General features: G+C 71.2%; 16 protein-coding genes. 5 read left to right on the top strand and 11 right to left on the bottom strand.

Annotated elements, in window-relative coordinates:
• Positions 1-4 precede the first annotated feature (4 nt).
• The 6 genes from ACLQ21_RS07410 to ACLQ21_RS07385 all read right to left on the bottom strand — a co-directional run bounded on the left by ACLQ21_RS07410 (position 5) and on the right by ACLQ21_RS07385 (position 4,740).
• A complete protein-coding gene (locus tag ACLQ21_RS07410) occupies positions 5-673 on the bottom strand; it encodes a hypothetical protein (RefSeq protein ID WP_425662612.1) in 669 nt (222 codons plus the stop codon).
• Positions 670-1,476, bottom strand: a complete 807-nt coding sequence (locus ACLQ21_RS07405) for a hydroxypyruvate isomerase family protein (RefSeq protein ID WP_425662611.1) — start codon at positions 1,474-1,476, stop codon at positions 670-672. Before ACLQ21_RS07405 ends, ACLQ21_RS07410 begins: the two co-directional genes overlap by 4 nt.
• Positions 1,473-2,465, bottom strand: a complete 993-nt coding sequence (locus ACLQ21_RS07400) for a phosphoglycerate dehydrogenase (RefSeq protein WP_425662610.1) — start codon at positions 2,463-2,465, stop codon at positions 1,473-1,475. The genes ACLQ21_RS07405 and ACLQ21_RS07400 overlap by 4 nt, the downstream gene beginning before the upstream one ends.
• Positions 2,462-3,247 carry an NAD-dependent epimerase/dehydratase family protein gene (locus tag ACLQ21_RS07395; RefSeq protein ID WP_425662609.1) on the bottom strand — a complete coding sequence of 262 codons (786 nt, stop codon included), beginning with the start codon at positions 3,245-3,247 and terminating at the stop codon, positions 2,462-2,464. Before ACLQ21_RS07395 ends, ACLQ21_RS07400 begins: the two co-directional genes overlap by 4 nt.
• A 25-nt stretch (positions 3,248-3,272) precedes the next feature.
• Positions 3,273-4,013, bottom strand: coding sequence for an MBL fold metallo-hydrolase (locus ACLQ21_RS07390; RefSeq protein ID WP_425662608.1), 741 nt, complete (start codon positions 4,011-4,013; stop codon positions 3,273-3,275).
• A gap of 103 nt (positions 4,014-4,116) precedes the next feature.
• The gene (locus ACLQ21_RS07385; RefSeq protein WP_425662607.1) at positions 4,117-4,740 is read right to left on the bottom strand and encodes a GntR family transcriptional regulator; all 624 of its coding nucleotides are present in this window, start codon (positions 4,738-4,740) and stop codon (positions 4,117-4,119) included.
• 452 nt (positions 4,741-5,192) lie between these two features.
• Between ACLQ21_RS07385 and ACLQ21_RS07380 the strand changes: the two genes are divergently transcribed.
• Together ACLQ21_RS07380 and ACLQ21_RS07375 are read left to right on the top strand one after the other, a co-directional pair.
• Entirely contained in the window at positions 5,193-6,485 is a 1,293-nt protein-coding gene (locus tag ACLQ21_RS07380; protein ID WP_425662606.1) for a vanadium-dependent haloperoxidase, read from the top strand.
• A gap of 103 nt (positions 6,486-6,588) precedes the next feature.
• Positions 6,589-8,691 (top strand): BTAD domain-containing putative transcriptional regulator, encoded by a 2,103-nt coding sequence (locus tag ACLQ21_RS07375; protein WP_425662605.1) that lies wholly within the window; start codon positions 6,589-6,591, stop codon positions 8,689-8,691.
• On the opposite strand, the gene ACLQ21_RS07370 is transcribed toward ACLQ21_RS07375, so the two are convergent.
• The 3 genes from ACLQ21_RS07370 to ACLQ21_RS07360 form a co-directional block, all read right to left on the bottom strand.
• Positions 8,688-8,831: a hypothetical protein gene (locus ACLQ21_RS07370; RefSeq protein ID WP_425662604.1), complete on the bottom strand. Its 144-nt coding sequence runs from the start codon at positions 8,829-8,831 to the stop codon at positions 8,688-8,690. The genes ACLQ21_RS07375 and ACLQ21_RS07370 overlap by 4 nt on opposite strands.
• A gap of 93 nt (positions 8,832-8,924) precedes the next feature.
• On the bottom strand, positions 8,925-9,797 hold the full coding sequence (locus ACLQ21_RS07365; RefSeq protein ID WP_425662603.1) for a type II secretion system F family protein: 873 nt from the start codon (positions 9,795-9,797) through the stop codon (positions 8,925-8,927).
• Positions 9,794-10,801 carry a TadA family conjugal transfer-associated ATPase gene (locus ACLQ21_RS07360; protein WP_425662602.1) on the bottom strand — a complete coding sequence of 336 codons (1,008 nt, stop codon included), beginning with the start codon at positions 10,799-10,801 and terminating at the stop codon, positions 9,794-9,796. Before ACLQ21_RS07360 ends, ACLQ21_RS07365 begins: the two co-directional genes overlap by 4 nt.
• 311 nt (positions 10,802-11,112) lie before the next feature.
• Here ACLQ21_RS07360 and acs point away from each other — a divergent pair, with 311 nt between their 5' ends.
• The gene (acs, locus tag ACLQ21_RS07355; protein WP_425662601.1) at positions 11,113-13,056 is read left to right on the top strand and encodes an acetate--CoA ligase; all 1,944 of its coding nucleotides are present in this window, start codon (positions 11,113-11,115) and stop codon (positions 13,054-13,056) included.
• Between the two features lie 249 nt (positions 13,057-13,305).
• Entirely contained in the window at positions 13,306-14,292 is a 987-nt protein-coding gene (locus ACLQ21_RS07350; RefSeq protein ID WP_425662600.1) for a hypothetical protein, read from the top strand.
• Positions 14,293-14,456: 164 nt separating this feature from the next.
• On the opposite strand, the gene ACLQ21_RS07345 is transcribed toward ACLQ21_RS07350, so the two are convergent.
• Together ACLQ21_RS07345 and ACLQ21_RS07340 are read right to left on the bottom strand one after the other, a co-directional pair.
• Entirely contained in the window at positions 14,457-14,915 is a 459-nt protein-coding gene (locus tag ACLQ21_RS07345; RefSeq protein WP_425662599.1) for a RidA family protein, read from the bottom strand.
• A complete protein-coding gene (locus ACLQ21_RS07340) occupies positions 14,912-15,079 on the bottom strand; it encodes a hypothetical protein (protein WP_425662598.1) in 168 nt (55 codons plus the stop codon). The genes ACLQ21_RS07345 and ACLQ21_RS07340 overlap by 4 nt, the downstream gene beginning before the upstream one ends.
• A gap of 50 nt (positions 15,080-15,129) precedes the next feature.
• Between ACLQ21_RS07340 and ACLQ21_RS07335 the strand changes: the two genes are divergently transcribed.
• Positions 15,130-17,694, top strand: coding sequence for a transglycosylase domain-containing protein (locus ACLQ21_RS07335; protein WP_425662597.1), 2,565 nt, complete (start codon positions 15,130-15,132; stop codon positions 17,692-17,694).
• Positions 17,695-17,697 lie beyond the last annotated feature (3 nt).

Here is a 17,697-nt window from a genome sequence, read left to right as displayed (position 1 = left end):
CCGATCATCCGCGCGCCCTGCCGATCTCGGCCGCGAGCCGGCGCGCTGCGGCGCTCGGCCCGTCGAGGACCGGAACGCCGAACCGCGCCGCCAGGGCGGCCGCCGCAGGCGCGAGCGAGTACTGCGCCAGCACGATCAGGTCGTACGGCTCCTCGACCGACGTGACCGCGGTCACGAGCTGCTCGGTGAGGGCGTCCGCGGCGAGGGGCTTCGCAGCCGACGGCACCACGAGCGGGGAGATCCGTGCGCTCGCACTGGCCTCGGCGAACGCCGCTGCGAGCCGATCGCCGCTGTCCGCCGCGGCGGACTCGAGCGATGCCACGAGCAGCACGCGCGAGGGCCGCAGCGCCACCGCCTCGTCGAACAGCGGCCCATCGGCCGACAGGACGGCCACCCCGTCCGTCTCGGGGTCCCGCAGCTGAGCGCGCGCGCCGTACTGGGAGCAGGTCAGCAGCACGCCGTCCGCTCCGCCGGCGAGCGCCGCCGCGATCAGCTGGTCCATCCGCGCCGCCAGCGGCTCGGTGATCCCACCCTCGGCCTGCGCGTCGGCGAGCAGCCGATCGTCCAGCAGGTTCCAGACCGTGCTGTCCGGGAAGGCGGCGTCGATCGCCGATGCGGCCGGAGCGATCGCGAGCGGTGTGGCGCTGATGAGCGCGATCTTCGTGGGGTTCATGCCGTGATCCTCTCGGTCCAGCGCAATCCGTCCGCCGTTCCGGCGATCGGCCCGTACTCGCATCCGATCCAGCCGGTGTACGTACTCGCGGCGATGCGCGCAAGCACCCGGTCGAACGCGATCTCGCCGGTGCCTGGCTCTCCGCGACCGGGATTGTCCGCGATCTGGATGTGCCCGACGCGCGGCAGGAGGCGCTCGAAGCGCTCGATCACGTTCCCACGATCGACCTGCGCGTGGTAGACGTCGAAGAGCACACCGACGGTCGCGGGCCCGACAGCCTCGGCGACAGCCGCGGCTGTCTCCATGGAGGCCAGTCCGTAGCGCGGCTGGTCTCGCTTGTTGATCGCCTCGAGCACGATCCGCACGCCGCTCGCCTGCGCCTGCTCTGCCGCCCAGCCGATGTTCGCCACGTAGGTCGCGAATGCGAGGTCGGGCTCCACCTCGTCGGGGCGGAGTCCGGCCATGACGTGGACGACCGGCGTCCCGAGGACGGCCGCGTAGTCCAGTGCGGCAGCCACGCCCGCGCGGAACTCCTCTCGCGCACCGGGAACGCATGCCGCACCCATGGAGGTCCTCGAGTCCTTGGCGCCGGCAGGGGTGTTGATCAGGACCTGCGAGAGTCCCGATTCATCGAGCAGCGCTCGGATGCGCGCTGCTGGCAGCTCGTAGGGTGACGCGAACTCGACACCGGTGAACCCGGACTCAGCAGCGGCTTCGAACCGCTGCTCGAAGGGCAGCTCGGTGTACATCCACTTGAGGTTCGCCGCCAGCCGGACCTCCCCCGCCGTCGTCTCGAGGATCATGCGGGGACCTTGCGGTGCTCCGGGTTCACGACGAACTGAGGCGCACCGCCCCCGAGCACGGAGATGACGTTTGCCGCAGCCATGCGCCCGGACTCCCCGCGCGCCTCCCGGGTCGCACCGGCCACGTGCGTGGTGGTGAGGATGCCAGGCGTGTGCAGGAGCGGGCTGTCCTGGGGCAGCGGTTCGACCGCGAACACGTCTAGCGCCGCGCCTCCGATCACACCGCTGCGTACAGCGTCGACCAACGCATCCTCGTCGACGATGCCGCCGCGGGCGGTGTTCACCACGATCGCGTCGCTCTTCATCAGCCGCAGCCGCTCGGCGTCGATCAGGTTGCGCGTCGAGTCATCGAGGAACAGGTGCAGTGTGACGAAGTCCGACTGCGCCAGGACGTGGTCGAGCTCGGCGCGCACCACACCGTTGGCGGCGGCGAACTCCTCGTCGAAGTACGGGTCGTACGCGACGACGCGCATGCCGAAGCCCGCGGCGATCGTGGCGACCGCCTTGCCGATGGAGCCGAGGCCGAGGATCCCGAGCGTCGAGCCCCGGAGCTCGCGCCCGGTCAGCTGCTGCCAGCGGCCGGCAGCGAGACTGCTGACATTCTCCGGCACACGACGCGCGACGGCCAGCATCAGCGTGAACACGTGCTCGGCTACGGCCTGACGATTCGCACCGGCCGTGATGCAGACGGGGATGCCGCGCGCGCTGGCAGCACCGACGTCGACGCTGTCGTATCCGACCCCTGTCCGCACGATGATCTCGAGCCGCCCGGCGTGCGCGATGTCCTGAGCGGTCAGCGGCTTCGTGCCCGCGATGATCGCTCGGGCCCCCGACAGCAGTTTCGCCCGCTCGCTGTCGGCGATGGCGTCGAGATCCGGCTCGTGACGGACGCGCAGTCCGGCGGCTCGCAGAGCCTGGTCCACATCATCCCCCGGGAGCAGGAACGCGGTCGTGATCAGGACGTCGACCGATGCTTCGGTGGTGCTCACCAGATCCCTCCCTCATAGTTGGCTGCGGTGAAGCCGCCGCCGTGGTGCGTGGGGGCGGGGGCGTCGTGGTCGACACCCTCCGCGTGGGCTGCGGCATCGTCCTTAGGCACGAATCCGATCGCGGTCCAGCCCGCCTCTCCGTTCCACCAACGCTCAGAGTTGGCGGAGACGCCGTACACGACCTGGCACCCGACCGGACCGCTCTCGATCGAGCACCGCAGCAGCTCGACGCCGTCGGGCCAGCTGAGCCAGAGCGCGAGCTGGCGCCGGTCCTCCGGTGCCGGCCTAAACGTGCCGATCCGGAGCAGCACCGACTCCACGCCCCACTTGTCGTGGTACAGGCTGGCCAGCGCTTCTCCGAACGCCTTGGAGACGCCGTAGTAGCTATCGGGCCGGAGCGGCGCCGTCTCGTCGAGGACCTCATCGGCTGGGTGGAATCCGACGATGTGATTGGAGCTCGCGTACACGACTCTGCGCACCCCCGCTCGGCGTGCCGCCTCGTAGACGCTGTAAGTCCCGTCGATGTTGGAGTCGCGGATCTGCTCGTACGTCGCCTCGTCGGCGATCCCGGCGAGATGGACGATGACATCCACTCCAGACGCCGCCTCCACGAGGCTGTCGAGGTCTGCGAGCTCGCCGACCACGACCTCCTCCGACTCGTGCAGCGGCTCGTCGGGGGTACTTCTCGCGTAGAGCACCACGCGGTCGTAGCGACCCTGGAGGCCCTCCCGGATCACCCGTCCCATCCGACCGGTTCCGCCGGTGTAGAGCACTGTCGTCATGTCCATCCCTTCGTCGGCAGCGGCATCAGCCGATGCTTCGGTCCTGCTCGCCGCCGCCGTCGGCGAAGTATCCGATGTCCGCGCGCTGCGGACGCACCCGTCGCACTTCGCCACCCACGATGGTCAAGCCGACATCGTGACCGGGCAGCAGCACACCCGAGGTATCGACGAGGAGCGAGCGCAGCCGATCGATCGTCGACACGCTCTGCGCTTCGTCCATCGTCGAGTCGACCCGCGACGTGGCGAGCTCGAAGACGTTCTTCACCGCGTCGCCGGCGAAGAGCATGCTCGACCCCGAGGCTTCGGTGAAGAACGCGAGGTGGTGCGGTGTGTGCCCGGGGCTGGCGATCGTGTGAATCCCCGGCAGGATCTCCTGCTCGGGCGCCATCCGCTCGACGCCTTCCTTGCGACGCACCAGCTCCTGCACATGCAGGTCAGGGATGAACTTCGTTCCCGCGGGTTGGTCGGCCGCCCAGGCGAGCTCGGCTTCTCCGACCCATGTCGTGGCATTCGCGAACATCGTGAAGTTCGCCACGTGGTCCCAGTGCAGATGCGTGAGCACGACATCCGTGACGTCCGCCGCCTCGAGCCCGAGCCGGGCGAGGCCCTCGTGGATCAACGGGATGTACGCGGGCTGGCCAGCATCGACGAGCACCCGACGCGTCCCATCATCGAGCAGCCACAAACTGCTCCATCCGAAGGCACCGTGTGAGCCCGACTTCCCCGGGAACCCCTCGACCAAGGCGTGCGCGACGTACGTCGTCATGATGGCCCCGCCAGGCCTACTCGTGTTCGGTGCATCATCGCTCCCTCTAATACTATTGACTATAGTATAGGAATCGATCGCCTACAGCAAGTGGCCTGAGCGATCAGTTCCCCAGGAGACGAACCGTGGCGCCGACCACGTGGGCTCGCATGGCCTCAGCGGCGGCGGCGCCGTCGCCGTCGGCGATGGCATCGAAGATGGCCTCGTGCTCCGGTGCGGCATGCCGCGCGCCCGTGCGGCCGAACTTGGAGAAGAGCCGGAAGCGCTGGATCTGACCGCCGAGCGCCCCATATGCCATCTCGAGGAATCGATTGCCGGCCTGCGCGGCGATCAAGGTGTGGAATCGGTCGTCGGACCGCCAATAGAGGTTGAACCCGTCGGTCTCGACGTCCGCGAGCTCCGCGGACTGGTGGAACTCGTCGACCGTGGCCCGCAGCGCCGCGAGGAACTCGTCGGTTCGTCGGTGCGCCGCCTGCTCGGCCAGCTTCGGCTCCAGCAGCAGGCGGGCTTGCTCAAGCTGCTCGACCTCGATGCGGGTCATCATCGGCGCGACCCGATACCCCCGCAGCGCCTCGCGCTCGACCAGGCCGGTGTGCTCCAGCCGCGCCAGCGCCTCGCGGAGGGGCGTCTGGCTGACATCCAGCTCGCGGGAGAGCGCACCGATGTTCAGGCTCTCGCCCGGGCCGCGTGCACCAGACATGAACTGCTGCAGCAGCACGTCGTACATCTGATCGGCGATCGGCCTCTTCGTCGTTGTCTGGTCGACCATTGCCTCAGTGTACGGTTACTCGACTGGAAGCTCGCGGCGGCCGGGCGCCCGATGCGCCAGCTCGCGCTAGGCGCCATCGACCGGGATGGCTGATCACACCGAGTGGCGTCGTTCGCGGACTGGTCCACGCACGCCTGCTCCCCCGCCGCGGCGACCACCTCGACCGCCAGCACGGCGGCGGGGACGACTGCGCCGGCACGCCGGCAAGGAGGTGTACGACGGTCGGCTCCAACCGTGGATGGGCTGCCGTCCGACGGTCACGGACCTGGGACGATCCGTGGCTGCAGCGGCCACTGCGCGCCTCAGTCGCTGTCCGTCCGCCGCGCGACCTTCCTGATACCGCGCTGATATCGCCGAGTGGCAGAACGGTGAGCACCAACGGGCCTCAGCCCGACGATGCAGGAGATGACATGAGATCCAAGACTTCGTGGACAGCCTGGCTGATCGCACCCGTGCTCGTGACCATGGCGGTGATGGGGCCGGCGGATTCTGCCACCGCACACCGGGGCCACGGCGAGACGGGCCCACCGGATGCATCAGTCGCGAACTGGGATGCCGTCGGCACGCAGGCGTTCACGGCCGCCGCCCTCTCGCCGGCCGAAGGACACACGATCTTCGCCTATGTGGCGATCGCTGTCTACGACTCGGTGATGGCAGTCGAGGGCGGGTACGAGCCGTTCCTCGTGGATGAGGATGCGCCCGACGGAGCCTCGGCCGAGGCGGCGGTCGCGGCGGCTGCCCGCGGCGTCCTCAACCACTACCTGCCCGCCCAGTCCGCGTCGATCGTCGAGCCGGCATACGTCGCGGCCCTGGCAGCGATCCCGGACGGCAAGGCCGAGAGCGACGGCGTGGCGATCGGTGCCGACGTGGCGAGCCAGCTCATCGCCTTGCGCGCGGACGACCGCTTCCGGGCTCCGGCGACCTACACGCCCCCGAACCCGCCCGTGCCCGGTGTCTTCCTGCCGACCGCGCCGACGCCACCGTTCGGCGTGTACCTCGGAGACATGGAGCCGTTCGCGCTCCACTCGGCCGACCAGTTCCGACCGGACGGCCCACCCGACCTCCGCAGCCGGAGGTGGGCCCGCGACTACAACGAGGTCAAGGACATCGGCTCGAGCACCAGCACGACGAGAACCGACGCGCAGACCCTCGCGGCCAGGTTCTGGGCGGAAGCACCCGTCCAGCAGGCGCGCGGGTCGTTCCGCAACTTCGTGGTCGAGCGGGAGCTCGACGTCGTGGGTGCGGCTCGCTTCATGGCGATGATCTCGGTGACCTATGCGGACGCGCTGATGGCCTGCTTCGACGCCAAGTACGATTACGCGTTCTGGCGTCCGATCACGGCCATCCGAGCCGGCGACACCGACGGCAACCGCAGGACGGTGGGCGATCCGTCGTGGTCGCCGCTCCTCCCGGCCACGCCGAACCACCCCGAGTATCCGAGTGCTCACTCGTGCATCACTCCCGCCGGCGGGTGGGTGATCGCGAGATTCCTGCACACGTCGCGCATCGACTTCACGGTCCCCAGCCTCACCGGGCTCGGCGATCGTACGTTCGAATACCCCTCTGAGCTGACGGACGAGGTCAGGAGCGCCCGCGTCTGGGGCGGCATCCACTTCCGCTTCTCCCTGGAGGACGGCGCCGACATCAGCAAGCGGGTGACGCTCTGGGTGCTCCGGCACCACTTCCACCGCTCGCACCACTGAACCCAGGATGCGCTTGCGGGGTGCCCACCGGTGCCCCGCAAGCGCTCGTCCGCGCCGCATCCGGTGTCTTGACGGACGTTGGTGCCCGGATCACAGTGGCGTCATGGAGGTGCGCGTTCTGGGAGCGCTGGCTCTCGACGGCGGCCGCATTCCGTTGGCTGGGCGGGATCGCACGGTGATGGGTGCGCTCACGGTGAGGCTGGGCGCATCCCTGTCGGTCGATTCGCTCGCGTCGGCGCTCTGGGGCGAGCACCGGCCGGCCTCGTGGGCGCAGGTGATCCCCGGGTGCATCATGCGGTTGCGGCGGCTCATCGCACCGGCGCGGATCGAGACCACCCTGCGGGGGTATCGGCTGCTCCCCGAGCACATCGAGGTCGACGCAGCGCGCTTCGAGCTGCTCGCGACCCGGGGCGCCGAGCAGCTGGAGCTCGGTGAGCCGGAACGGGCGGCGCACACGTTCGCGGAGGCGCTCGCACTATGGCAGGGCGAACCGTTCACCGAGCTCCTCGACTGGGAGCCTGCGCAGATCGCGTCCGGCCGTCTGGAGGAGGTGCGCCTCGGGGTCGAGGAGCTGCTGCTCGACGCTCGGCTGCAGGCCGGAGAGGTCCAGGAGGTCGCCGCGTCGGCGCGCGTCCGCGTCGCCGAGGCGCCGTTGCGCGAGCGCCGCTGGGTGGCGCTCGGCGTGGCGCAGTATCGCCAGGGTCGCCAAGCCGATGCGCTGGCCACCGTGCGCAGCGCCCGGGGGCTGCTCGCCGCGGAGCTCGGACTGGACCCGTGCACCGAGCTCGCGGAGCTGGAGCGGGCGATCCTCCGACAGGATCCCCGCCTCCTCTCCGACCATCAGGTGTTCCGAGTCGCCAGCCCCGAGTGCCCGTACTTCGGCCTGCCGCCTGCAGAGACCGGCGACGCGGAACGGTACTTCGGTCGCGACCAGGAGCTGGCCAGCGCACTGCGGGCGCTCGACGCGCACGGCGTGCTGCTGGTCGCGGGCTCCTCCGGCGTCGGCAAGTCCTCGTTCGTCAGGGCCGGGATCGGCGAGCAGTTCCTCGCCCGCGGCGTCGAGGTCACCATCGTGACCCCCGGCGAGCATCCCGCCGACGCGCTTCGCGATGTCGGCCTCCCGGCCGGAGAGTCGTTGCTCATCGTGGATCAGTGCGAGCGGGCGTTCGCGGCAGACGACCCCGCCGAGACGGAGGAGTTCTTCGACCTCCTGTCGCGCAGCGCGCTCTGCGGGGCGCTCGTCGTCGCCATCCGCGCCGACCGTCTCGGGGACCTCGCCGATCATGGAGCGTTCGCGCAGCTCATCCAGTCCCGCATGCTGATGCTCACCGCGCTCAGCCCCGATGGGCTCAGAACGGTGATCGAGAAGCCCGCCGAGCAGGCCGGTCTCATCCTCGAGCCTGGCCTCGTCGAGATCCTCGTCCGCGACGCGAGTGGGCGCGCCCTGCCCCTGCTCTCGCATGCCCTGCGTCAGGTGTGGTCACGACGCGAAGGGCGCGTCCTGACCGTCGACGGGTACCGGGCCTCCGGCGAGATCGACGGTGCCGTCGCGAAGACCGCGGAAGAGGTGTTCCGCGCGCTCTCGCCGGACGGCGAGCGGCTGCTGCGCGACATCCTGCTCCGCCTGGTGGACGCCTCGGCGGACGGCGCTGTGACATCGCGTCGGGTCGAGCGCAGACGGATCGCGATCGATGCCGCCCATGCGGGGATCGTCGATCGGCTGGTGGATGCCCGCTTGCTGACGACGGATGAGGAGTCGGTGCAGGTGTCTCACGAAGCGCTCGCGCTGGAGTGGCCACGGCTCAGGGAGTGGCTCGCCGACGATGCCGACGGGCAGCGGATCATGCGACACCTGAGCTCCACGGCCGCCGCGTGGGATGCGATGGGACGGCCCGACAGCGAGCTGTACCGCGGCAGCCGACTCGCCACGGCCCAGCAGTGGCGGGATGCAGCGGGCCCCGCGCTCACGGCGGTCGAGCGAGCCTTCCTCGACGCCTCGGCAGCGCACAGGACCGCAGGGCTCGCGGCCGCGCACATGCAGCTGCAGGAGCGCCGCATGGTGCGCCGACTGTCGTGGATGTCCGCCGCCGCCGCCTCGCTCGCGATCCTCGCGGTCAGCGCGAGCCTCTTCGCGGGATTCCAGACCGTCGTCCTGCACCCTGTCGCGAAGACGAGCCACCCGGTGATCGGCGCGAAGCTGGTCTAGGCGGGTCGGTCCGAGCCGGCGGCTGGATGCTCGCCGTCCGATGTGGGCAGGTCGGTGGAGACGATCGGATGCGGGGCGCCGCCGTTCACGGCGAAGAGCGCGGCGATCCAGTTGACGACGCCGCTGAAGAGGTTTCGCATGCGTGCCACGCTATGGCCGCCGCCTGGGCATCTCCCGGTCCGGGACGGCGTCGGGTCCCCGCTCGACGCTCACGCGCCGGGCTGGAGCGGGCGCTACGCGAGCGGCTCGAGCGCGCCGGAGAGCATCGAGAGCACGAGCGGCACGATCACCAGCAGCGAGAACGCCGGCAGCACGCACGCACCGAGCGGCAGCGCCAGCTGCACGGCCGCCCGCTCGGCGTGGGCCTCGGCATCCAGGCGCGCTCGGGTGCGCGCCGCCGCGGCCTCGGCCAGCAGCAGCCCACGCACCGGCACGCCCGCCCGCCGCGCGAGCTCGAGCGCGGCGTCGACGTCGTCCCAGCCGCTCGCGGCCACGCCCGCGTCGATGAGGGCGCCGGCCGCCGCGGTGCGCGCCCGGTCGACCGGGCCACCGCCGGCGAGCGCCACCGCCACGAGCTCGAGCGCGAGCCCCGGCGCCTCCTCGCCCCGGGCGGCGCGGCGCACGATCGCCCTCGACCAGGCCCAGGCCGCGACCAGGAGCGCCGCGCCCGCGAGCACCGACCAGCTGCCGAGCCCGCCGCCGGTCGCCGCGCCCACGACGTCGAGCCCGAGCGCCGCGCCGAACCCGAGGCCCACGACCGGCAGGACCATCACGAGCCGCGCCGTCGCGCGGGGCCCCGCGAGCGCCGCTTCCAGCGCGCGGCGTTGCGCCGCCTGCTCGCGCAGCAGCCGCGCGAGCCGCTCGAGGGTCGGCGCCATCGGTGCCCCCGCCTGCCGGGCGACGGCGAGCACCGCGGCGACGATGCCGCCGCCACCGGTGCCGCCACCCGGGCCGCCGCCCGCACGGCCGTCACCCGTCTGCACACGGAGCGCCTCCGCATCCGTCCCGAGCACCGCCCACGCCCGATCGAGCGGGAGGCCGCCTGCGACCAGCGCTGCGAGCCGGTGCACGGTCGCCGCAGCAGCGTCGTCGGTGATCGCGGTCATCGCTGCCGCACCGCCAGCCGGTCGCCGTCGAGCTCGAGCTCGCCGATCGCCGCGACGCGCCTCCCGTCGGCGTCGCGCTCCACGTGCAGCACCGCGTCGATCCCGCTCACCGCCTGCCGCGCGAGCGCGGGCGGCGCGAGGCCCGCCAGCGCCCCGAGCGCCTCGAGCCTGGCCGGCACGTCGTCGAGCGAGTTCGCGTGCAGCGTGCCGGCTCCCCCGTCGTGGCCGGTGTTGAGCGCCGCGAGCAGCTCGCGCACCTCGGCGCCGCGGCACTCCCCCAGCACCAGCCGGTCGGGCCGCATGCGCAGCGCCTCCCGCACGAGCTGCGCGAGCCCGACGGCGCCCGCGCCCTCGGCATTCGCCTGACGAGCCTCGAGCGCGACGACATGCGGGTGACGGATGCGCAGCTCGGCCACGTCCTCGATCGTCACGATCCGCTCCGTGCGGGCAGCCGCCGAGAGCATCGCGCCGAGCAGCGTCGTCTTGCCCGAGCCACCCGCGCCCGTCACGAGCACGTTCGCGCGGCGAGCGACGAGGCCACGCACGAGCGCGGCCGGCACGACGGCGAACGCCCCTCCCGCCTCCAGCTCGCCGAGCGAGAGCGCACGCACCCGCGGCAGCCGGATCGACAGCTGCGTGCCCGCGACCGCGATCGGCGGCAGCACGGCGTGCACCCGGATGCCGTCGTGCAGCCGCACGTCGACGCACGGCGTCGCCTCGTCGACGTGCCGACCGCCGGCCGCGACGAGGGCGACCGCGAGCGCGCGCGCCCGATCGGCGTCGAGCCGCAGTCCCGCTCGCTCGGCGCCGCCGCCGCGATCGACCCAGACCTCGCCGCCGGTGACGAACACATCCGTCACCGCCGCCTCCGCCACGAGCGGCGCCAGCTCCGCGAACTCGCGCAGCGCCCCGCCGTCGGCCGCCGTGCGCGTCCGCCCCGTGGGCGAGCGCGCCGCGCCGGCCACGAACGGGATGCCGGAGCCCGGAAGGCTCGACCGCTGCATGGCCCGAACGGTATGCCGACACGGATGGCGAGCGCGGGGAGCGCGCATCCGCCTGTGGATGACCGGGCGCCCGACGAGGAAGGCGGCGCCCACCTGGGGGGAGGGGGCGCCGCCACAGGGAGGCGGATGGGGGGATCCGCCGGTCACCTGTCCTGGTCGGCCAGGCCGACGAGGCCCATGCTAAGGCGCGGCACGCGCGTGCCCCTGGTGCAACACGACGCAACATCCGGGCGCACGAACCTCGGCCGGGCCGCTCGCGACGACTGCGCGTGGCTAGGCTCGACGCGACGACGACGTCTGGAGGAGAGCCCGTGTCTGACCGCATCGATCACCTGCTCAGCGAGCACCGCCGCTTTGCGCCCCCCGAGGCGCTCGCGAGCGACTCGGCGACCTCTGCCGCGCTCTACGAGCGGGCACGGGAGGACCGGCTGGGCTTCTGGGCCGAGCAGGCGCGCGAGCTGCAGTGGGAGACGCCGTTCACCGAGGTGCTCGACTGGCAGCCGCCGCACGCGAAGTGGTTCCACGACGGCACGCTCAACGTCGCGGTCAACTGCCTCGACCGGCACGTCGACGCCGGCAACGGCGACCGCGTCGCGTTCTACTGGGAGGGCGAGCCCGGCGATCGGCGCACGCTCACCTACGCGGACATGACCGCCGAGGTGAAGCGGCTCGCGAACGTGCTCACGTCGCTCGGCGTCAAGGCCGGCGACCGCGTCGCCATCTACCTGCCGATGCTGCCGGAGGCCGTCGCGGCGATGCTGGCGTGCGCCCGCATCGGCGCCGTGCACACTGCCGTGTTCGGCGGCTTCTCCCCCTCCAACCTCCGCGGCCGCATCGACGACGCCGGCGCGACGCTCGTGATCACGACCGACGGCGCGCACCGCAAGGGCAAGGTGTTCGCGCTCAAGCCGACCGTCGACGAGGCACTGCGCGAGCCCGGCCACGGCGTCACGAACGTGCTCGTCGTCAAGCGCGGCGAGAACGAGATCGACTGGACCCCGGGCCGCGACGTCTGGTACCACGAGGCGATGGCGGACGCGGATCCGGAGCACGTCGCCAAGGCGTTCCCCGCCGAGCACCCGCTCTTCATCCTCTACACGTCGGGCACGACCGGGCGGCCGAAGGGCATCCTGCACACGAGCGCCGGCTACCTGACGCAGACGTCGTTCACGCACCGGCACGTCTTCGACCTCAAGCCCGAGCGCGACGTCTACTGGTGCACGGCCGACATCGGCTGGGTCACCGGGCACAGCTACATCGTCTACGGGCCGATGGCGAACGGCACGACGCAGGTCATGCACGAGGGCACGTTCGACACCCCGACGCCCGAGCGGCCGTGGCAGATCATCGAGCGCTACGGCGTGACGGTCTTCTACACGGCGCCCACGGCCATCCGCACCTTCATGAAGCTCGGCCGCCAGCACACGCAGTCGAGCGACCTGTCGAGCCTGCGGGTGCTCGGCACGGTGGGCGAGCCCATCAACCCGGAGGCGTGGATCTGGTATCGCGACGTGATCGGCGGCGGCTCGACCCCCGTCATGGACACGTGGTGGCAGACCGAGACGGGCGCGATCATGATCTCAGGCCTCGCCTCGGTGACGACCCTCAAGCCGGGGAGCGCGCAGGTGCCGATCCCCGGCATCGAGATCGACGTCGTCGACGAGCAGGGCCGGCCGGTCGGCGACGGCGACGGCGGCCTGCTGGTGGTCACGAGCCCGTGGCCGGCGATGCTGCGGACGATTTGGGGCGACGACGAGCGCTACCGCGAGACGTACTGGGAGAAGTTCGGCGACCGCTACTTCGCCGGCGACGGCGCTCGGAAGGACGAGGACGGCGAGATCTGGTTGCTGGGCCGCGTCGACGACGTCATGAACGTCTCGGGCCACCGGCTGTCGACCGCGGAGATCGAGTCGTCGCTCGTCGCGCACGACGGCGTCGCCGAGGCCGCGGTCGTGGGCGCGGCGGATGCGACCACGGGCCAGGCGGTCGTCGCCTTCGTGATCCTGAAGCAGTCGGCCTCCCGCGACTCGACGGTCGAGGAGGCGGAGCAGGAGCTGCGCCAGCACGTCGCGAAGGACATCGGCGCGATCGCCCGTCCGCGGCAGGTGTTCATCGTGCCCGACCTGCCGAAGACGCGGTCGGGGAAGATCATGCGCCGTCTGCTGCGCGACCTCGCGGAGCGCCGCGACCTCGGCGACACGACGACGCTCGCCGACCAGTCGGTGGTCGACGCCATCCAGTCGCAGCTGCGCTAGCGCTCCGCCTCCCGCTCCCCTCCCGCCCGCCCCCTCCCCGCCTCATCCGTCGAACTTCCCGAGATCGCGCGATTCCGCCCCGATCCGCGCAACTTCGGGAAGCTCGCGAGACGGCGCCTGCCCGAACTTCCCTGAAACGGGCGGTTCGAGCGAGATCCGCGCGGGTTCGGGAAGGTCGCCGCGGTGCCGCTCTCCACAAGGCAGGCTCGCCCGCCGACGACTACCGGACGGGTGCCCCATGCTCCCTGGATGACCGATGACGGATGGGCCCTGCCCGAGTCGCTCCGCGGAAGAGCCTTCACGAGTCGGGAGGCAGCGGCGCTCGGCGTCGGGCCGCGCCGACTCCGTGGCGACCGAGCGCAGCAGCTGCACCACGGCGTCTGGGCCGACGCAGCAGCCGAACTGTCGCTGCCGGACCGCGCCCGTGCCGCTCTCGGCACGGCCGACGAGCTCGCCTGGATCGGCCACGCCACTGCCGCAACGCTTCACGAGCTCGCCCTCCCGCCCAGGTTGCGCAAGCTCGACCGCATTGACGTGACGGTGCCGTCGCCGATGCACGCACCACGCGGCAGCGGCATCCGCGGCCGGCAGCGCACGCTCGAACTGACCGCGATCGACCTGCTCGACGGCCTCCGCGTCGCGTCCCCTGCGCAGGCATTCGTGGACGGATGCGATTACCTGGCGTTCGAGGACCTCGTCGCGCTGGGCGACTCGGTCGCATGGGAGCGCGCTCCGCGGGCAACCCGCGCCGCACTCGGCGACGCGATCGAGGCGCATCGCGGCCGTCGGGCGCACCGCCGCTTGGTCGCCGCCGCATCCTCGGTGCGTCCGCGCTCCGGGTCGCGACCGGAGACGATCACGCGGCTGCAACTCGAGGCACTGGGCGTGCCGGAGCCATGGTGCAACGTGCCCGTCGTCCTCGACGAGGAGGAGCCGATCGCTCCAGACGTCGCGTTCTGGCAGGCGAGCCTCATCATCGAGGTCGAGGGCGATCAGCATCGCGTCGACCGCAAGCAGTGGCTGACCGACCTCGCGAGATACAACCGGGCGCAGCGGAGCGACATCGAGGTGCACCGCGTGGTCGTGACAACGCCCGCAGAGACGCGACGTCAGCTCGTGCCGATCGTCGACCGGCTCCGGAGCCGTTGGGATGCCTCACGCAAGCCGCCGCCGATCGCGCCGTTCTTCCAGGGCCCCGCCATCTTCGGCAGCGAGCCTTGGCTCTTCAGCGCTTGAGCCCGAACCTCCCGAAATCGCGCCGTTTGGCAGCGATCCGCGCAACTTCGGGAAGTTCGTTGAAGCCCGGCTTCGCGAACTTCCCCGAAACGCTCAGTTCCGGACGGAAACGTGCGATCAAGGGAAGTTCGAGCTCGAAGGGGCGAAGGGCGAAGGGCGGAGCGCTAGGCGAACTCGGCGATGACCTCGACCTCGACGGGGGCGCCGAGCGGCAGCTCCGCGACCCCGACGGCGCTGCGGGCGTGGCGGCCCGCGTCGCCGAAGATCTCGCCGAGCAGGTTGCTCGCCCCGTTGATCACGCCCGGCTGGCCGTGGAAGCCCTCCGCGGAGGCGACGAAGCCGACGACCTTGACGATGCGGGTGATGCGGTCGAGGGAGCCGATCTCGGCGTCGATCGCCGCGAGGGCGTTGAGCGCACACTGGCGCGCATCGGCCGTGGCCTCATCGGCGGACACCTCGCCGCCGACCTTGCCCGTGCGCGGCAGCGCCCCGTCGACCATCGGCAGCTGGCCCGACGTGAACACGAGCCGACCGCTCGCGACGGCCGGCACGTAGGACGCGACCGGGGGCACGACCGCCGGCAGCTCGAAGCCGAGGTCGCGGATGCGCTGGGCGATGCTCACGCGGCCGCCTCGACCGGGCGCTTCAGGAAGGCGACGAGCCCGCCCTCGGGGCCGTTGGCGACGTGCACCAGCTCCCAGCCGTCGGATCCCCAGGTGTTGAGGATGGCCGTCTCGCGGTGGATGAGGAGTGGCGTGGTCGCGTACTCCCAGGTCGTCTTCGCCATCGGTGTGCTGTCCTCTGTGCTCATAGGTGGGTGCCGTACCCTCGTATGCTATGGCCGCCACTAGACACAAGCCAGGAAGCCTGCTTGGCTCCCTCCTCGGGCTCATCGGTTTCAGCGCGATCGCCGGGATCCTCGTTTCGGCGACGCTGACGCCTGCCCTCGCCGTCGCATCCACGACGGCGAACAGCGGCCTGGACGTGTTCGAGAGCCTGCCGTCGTACGCGCAGATCACCCAGCAGGCGGAGCGCAACCGCATCTACGGCGTGAAGGACGGCCAGCCGGTCGAGATCGCGTCGTTCTACGAGCAGGACCGACAGGTGCTGCAGTGGCAGCAGGTGCCCCGCACGGCGGTCGAGGCGCTCATCGCCGGTGAGGACCGCCGCTTCTACACGCACGGCGGCGTCGACGCCCCGTCGGTCGTCCGCGCCGGTCTCTCGCAGCTCGGCGTCGGTTCGGAGTCGGGCGCGTCCACGCTCACGATGCAGCTCGTGCGGCAGCAGATCGCGATGGATGCGTTCATCCGCGGCGACACGGAGCTGCAGGCCGCGCAGTACACCGAGAGCTACCAGCGCAAGCTCTCGGAGATGCGGCTCGCGATCGGGCTCGAGCAGCGCTACACGAAGAACGAGATCCTGCTCGCCTACCTCAACATCGCGAACTTCGGCGGCAACGTCTACGGCATCCAGTCCGGTGCGCAGCGCATCTTCGGCAAGCCGGCCGCGGAGCTCTCAATCGCGGAGTCGGCCGCCCTCATCGCGACGGTGCAGAACCCCTCGACCCGCAACCTGTTCACGGCTGAGAACTGGCCGCGCAACCAGGAGCGACGCGACTTCATCATCAACCAGATGGCCGCCGAGGGCTACATCACCGGCGAGCAGCGCGACGAGGCCCTGGCCATCCCGGTGGACGAGAACTTCGTCAACCTCCAGCCGTCGAACAACGGCTGCATCGTCGGCTACGACTCCGCGCGGTTCTTCTGCGACTACGTGCAGCGCGTGCTCAGGCAGGACAAGGTCGACGGCCACCACATCCTGGGCGCGACCGCCGAGGACAACTCGGCCGCGCTCTACCAGGGCGGTTACCAGATCTACACGTCGCTCGACGTGAACCTCAACGACGCAGTCCAGGCGTCGGTCGACGAGCTCGTGCCGAACGACGAGACACGCTGGCAGTCGGGCGCCGCGGTGACGCAGCTCGAGGTCGGCACCGGCCGCATCCTCTCCATGGTGCAGAACAAGGACTACTCCCCGACCGAGACGGCGCCGCCGACCGCGACGAGCGTCAACTTCAACGCCGACTACTCGCACGGCAGGTCCGGCGGCTTCCAGCCCGGCTCGGGGTTCAAGATCTTCACGCTCGCGCAGTGGATCATCGACGGCCACTCGGTGAACGAGCAGCTCGACGCGACGCGCGAGGAATGGCCGCGCGGCACCTTCAAGGCGGAGTGCACGGGCCTGATCTCCGAGGCGTGGGACCCGCAGAACAACGAGGGCAACGAGTACGCCCGCATGACGCCGACCGAGATCATGGTGAACTCGGTGAACACCGGCATCGTGCGGATGGCGAGCGAGATGGACCTCTGCGACATCCACGACACGGCGGAGCGGATGGGCACGACGCCCGCCGACGGCGGCGACTGGCAGATCTTCGCGCCCTCGGTGATCGGCTCGGGCTCCAACGTCAGCCCCATGGGGATGGCGGAGGCCTTCGCGACGATCGCGAACGGCGGCATCCACTGCGAGCCGCTGGCCATCGACCGCATCGTCGCGCGCGACGGCACCGAGGTGCAGCCGCCCTCGCAGCAGTGCCAGCAGGCGATCACGCCCGAGGTGGCGTCGGTGATGCAGCTCGTGCTCGAGACGGTCACCGAGCGCAACCCGCTCAACAACCCGGCCGGCTCCACGCCCGTGATCTCGAAGACCGGCACGACGAACGGCGTCGTCCAGACCTGGGTCAACGGCGCCAGCCCGACCGTCGCGACGTCGGTGTGGGTCGGCAACATCGTCGGCAACTACTCGCTCCAGTCGCGCTGGAACGTGCGCTCCACGATCTTCAAGGGTGCGATGGAGGAGGCGATCGCACGGTATCCGGGCGGCGACTTCCTGACGCCCGATGCGGAGACGGTGCGGGGCAACTCGAGCGAGCTGCCGAACGTGGCCGGTCAGCCGGTCGACGCCGCGAAGGCGGCCCTCGAGCAGCTCGGCTTCACCGTGCAGGTCTCGAACCCGATCGACGGGCTGCAGGCCGAGGGCCTCGTCGAGTACACGGCGCCTGGCGCCGGCTCGCTCGTGACGACCACGACGCCGATCATCATCTATCCGTCGAACGGCGCGCTCGCGGCCGGAGCGGAGCCCGAGCAGACGCAGGCACCCGCGGACCCCGCGGCTCAGACCTGGCCGAACGTCGTCGCGCAGCCGCTCGCCGACGCCGGTGCGGCGCTGAGCGCGGCCGGCTTCGACCCGGCCGGGATCCAGGTCACGTGGCAGGATCACGGCGAGGCGAACGTCTGCCGGGTGCTGGCGCAGAACCCGCTGCCCGACACCGCCGGCCAGCCGGGCGACCCGATCTCGCTCGTCGTCGGCACGAACGCCGCCGGAGGCGATCCTGGCTGCTAGCAC

Origin of the sequence: Agrococcus sp. DT81.2, from assembly GCF_049844935.1 — a bacterium.
Classification (GTDB): domain Bacteria; phylum Actinomycetota; class Actinomycetes; order Actinomycetales; family Microbacteriaceae; genus Agrococcus.
This window is presented reverse-complemented; position numbering and strand designations above follow the sequence as displayed.

Coding starts and splice junctions, on each gene's coding strand:
- ACLQ21_RS07410 (WP_425662612.1), bottom strand. CDS start 673: ATGAACCCCACGAAGATCGCGCTCATCAGCGCCACACCGCTCGCGATC.
- ACLQ21_RS07405 (WP_425662611.1), bottom strand. CDS start 1,476: ATGATCCTCGAGACGACGGCGGGGGAGGTCCGGCTGGCGGCGAACCTC.
- ACLQ21_RS07395 (WP_425662609.1), bottom strand. CDS start 3,247: ATGACGACAGTGCTCTACACCGGCGGAACCGGTCGGATGGGACGGGTG.
- ACLQ21_RS07390 (WP_425662608.1), bottom strand. CDS start 4,013: ATGACGACGTACGTCGCGCACGCCTTGGTCGAGGGGTTCCCGGGGAAG.
- ACLQ21_RS07385 (WP_425662607.1), bottom strand. CDS start 4,740: ATGTACGACGTGCTGCTGCAGCAGTTCATGTCTGGTGCACGCGGCCCG.
- ACLQ21_RS07380 (WP_425662606.1), top strand. CDS start 5,193: ATGAGATCCAAGACTTCGTGGACAGCCTGGCTGATCGCACCCGTGCTC.
- ACLQ21_RS07375 (WP_425662605.1), top strand. CDS start 6,589: ATGGAGGTGCGCGTTCTGGGAGCGCTGGCTCTCGACGGCGGCCGCATT.
- ACLQ21_RS07370 (WP_425662604.1), bottom strand. CDS start 8,831: ATGCGAAACCTCTTCAGCGGCGTCGTCAACTGGATCGCCGCGCTCTTC.
- ACLQ21_RS07365 (WP_425662603.1), bottom strand. CDS start 9,797: ATGACCGCGATCACCGACGACGCTGCTGCGGCGACCGTGCACCGGCTC.
- ACLQ21_RS07360 (WP_425662602.1), bottom strand. CDS start 10,801: ATGCAGCGGTCGAGCCTTCCGGGCTCCGGCATCCCGTTCGTGGCCGGC.
- ACLQ21_RS07350 (WP_425662600.1), top strand. CDS start 13,306: ATGACCGATGACGGATGGGCCCTGCCCGAGTCGCTCCGCGGAAGAGCC.
- ACLQ21_RS07340 (WP_425662598.1), bottom strand. CDS start 15,079: ATGGCGAAGACGACCTGGGAGTACGCGACCACGCCACTCCTCATCCAC.
- ACLQ21_RS07335 (WP_425662597.1), top strand. CDS start 15,130: ATGGCCGCCACTAGACACAAGCCAGGAAGCCTGCTTGGCTCCCTCCTC.